This is a genomic window from Snodgrassella gandavensis (genome assembly GCF_914768025.1).
GTDB lineage: Bacteria > Pseudomonadota > Gammaproteobacteria > Burkholderiales > Neisseriaceae > Snodgrassella > Snodgrassella gandavensis.
The window spans coordinates 1-806 of record NZ_CAJZCE010000038.1 but is presented as its reverse complement, the minus strand read 5'-3'; the positions used below and the strand labels follow the sequence as shown (position 1 = coordinate 806).

Annotated in this window: 1 protein-coding gene; it reads left to right on the top strand. The window is 29.7% G+C overall.

Going from position 1 to position 806, the window contains the following annotated elements:
- A partial coding sequence (locus MJ764_RS11355; RefSeq protein WP_239327127.1) for a hypothetical protein occupies nucleotides 1–678 on the top strand: 678 nt, incomplete at its 5' end.
- Between the last annotated feature and the right edge of the window lie 128 nt (nucleotides 679–806).

Sequence of the window (806 nt, the reverse complement as noted above, 5' to 3'; positions counted from 1 at the left end):
AAAGTTAAAAAAGAATTAGGAAATAAATTTGAGTTAAAGGGCACTGGGAAAATGAATTTATTAGGCTACGAAATAATGGAGTTAGTACCAATTGGTAACAATACAGTAAGCAGTTTAAGTCAAGCTGAATTAGATTTTTACAACATGCTAAATAGTGTAATTAAAGATCCAACAGGTACAGCACAGATGATTTTTGTGTATGATGATGATCAAGTATCAGGAGGATCTTGGAAATACAATAAATTTGATGTGGCAGATATGGAAAAATTAGATAAAAATCATATTATACTTTCTGGAAATATGCTGATTGTCCATGAATTGAATGAACAGCTGGAAAAGGATAAATTAGGATTAAAACCTGGAGAGGGAACGAATGATAACAATTTTTCTAATTCACACAACCGAGCAACTGACCGTGATATAGAATTTCTACCACAACACATTGAAATGGTTACGGAAAATTTGATTATAAACGGTAAAAGATATACCAAAATATATAGAGATAAAAATACAGGTAATCTTATTGGAGTTAATCCAAGTACAAGATACACCGAAAATGGTAGAGAATTAGATAGGTTTGATCCCAAGCAGGATATTATTAAACCAAATAATAAAAATGGTTCATTTACAGTATATTCTCCAAATAACCCACATAAGCCCCTAACATTAGAATTTTAGAAGAAATACGAACATTTAGAGATTAATATGAAAAATATAATACGAATATTTTGGTTTTCACTGTTTCTAACTGGATGCCATTCACAAAATAGTTTTCAACAGTTAAATTCGTTAAATATAGATTCAAT